The sequence below is a fragment of the Mycolicibacterium septicum DSM 44393 genome, assembly GCF_000455325.1.
In the GTDB taxonomy this organism is placed as follows: Bacteria; Actinomycetota; Actinomycetes; order Mycobacteriales; family Mycobacteriaceae; genus Mycobacterium; species Mycobacterium septicum.
Genome location: NZ_HG322952.1, coordinates 212613 through 213830, shown reverse-complemented (window position 1 = coordinate 213830; position 1218 = coordinate 212613). Strand labels below are relative to the sequence as shown.

General features: G+C 66.3%; 1 pseudogene. It reads right to left on the bottom strand.

Going from position 1 to position 1218, the window contains the following annotated elements:
• Positions 1 to 1034, bottom strand: a pseudogene (locus TX88_RS20940) (hypothetical protein); the annotation flags it as partial.
• Positions 1035 to 1218 lie beyond the last annotated feature (184 nt).

The window sequence follows — 1218 nt, the reverse complement described above, 5'->3', positions numbered from 1 at the left end:
CTCGGTGGCCGGAGCAGACCCGTCTTCTCGACCGGCGTGGCCGCCGGCTTGAGCGCTGTGGTGACCGCCGTGGTGGCCGCGATGGCGGGGGCCGGTGCGGCCAGAGCCTTGGCGGCGAACGGATCAAGGTCCGGGATGGTGAACGGCTTGGGAGTGATCTGCTTGAGCGCGTTGACATAGCTGTCCGCAATGGAATTGGCCATGGTGATGTTCAGGTCCGTTTGGCTGACCACATCGGCGGCAAAATCGGCGATGCCGTGCTGCAGGGCGTTGACAAAGGTGCCTGGATCACCCGATGCCGCGCCTGCCGCCACGGTCTGAGCGCTGGTGATGAACTGCTGCACCAACGGCTGCGGTCCCGGAAGGTGGTAGCCGATGCCGATCGTCGTGGAGGCAATGCCAAGGACGACGCCGAGGACCGCATTGCCCGTTGCGTCGGTCAGCGGTTGCGGAATGCTCAGCACCTTGCCGACGGCGTTGATCTCGGAGCTCACCGCAATCAAGATGTTGATCAGCGGCGTTTGTCCGGCGAGTACGAACGAGTCGATCGCCTCGTTGTACTGGCCCGCTGCGATCAGGTCACCGGCGGCCTGCAGGGCGTCCGGCAGGCCGGCGCCCAGGCTGCTCAGTGCGTCGCTGATTGCGGTTCCGTTCGCAGACGTGGTGTCGGCGAGCTCTTCCAGGCTTGACACACCGAGCGCCTGGGCGGCGACCACTGCGTGCGCGAGTGCATAGGCGACGACCCACACCGGATCGGTGGAGGCGACCACCTGCGCGCCGGCGACCGCATTGGCGGCGAGCTGGCGCAGGACCGGGACCGGATTGGTGGTCTGCCGCTCGATGATGTTGCTGATCAGGGTCTGGGTGGCATCGGCCACCGGCTGGAAGACGGTCAGCGGGTTCTCGATGGCTGCCGTCAGCGCTACGGGCATGTGCACCTCTGGCACGGGTGGAGCCATAGGGCTGACTGCGATGGCGCTGGCACCCACGAGTGCCACACCTGCGGCCAGGTATGACCGAGAAGCGAGCTGCATTGGATCTCCTTACGGGAGTGGCTGAATCAACTGGGAGAACTGAGGATTCGTTGACGAGGTTCGCCCGTCATCGGACTGCCGCCGGCGCGTCGGTCTGCCGCACGCTGCGCGATTGGGTTGGAGCGGCAGGCCCCTCCCTCGATCTGACGGAGGAGCCTGCCGGGTGGTGCGGTGCGTTACTTGC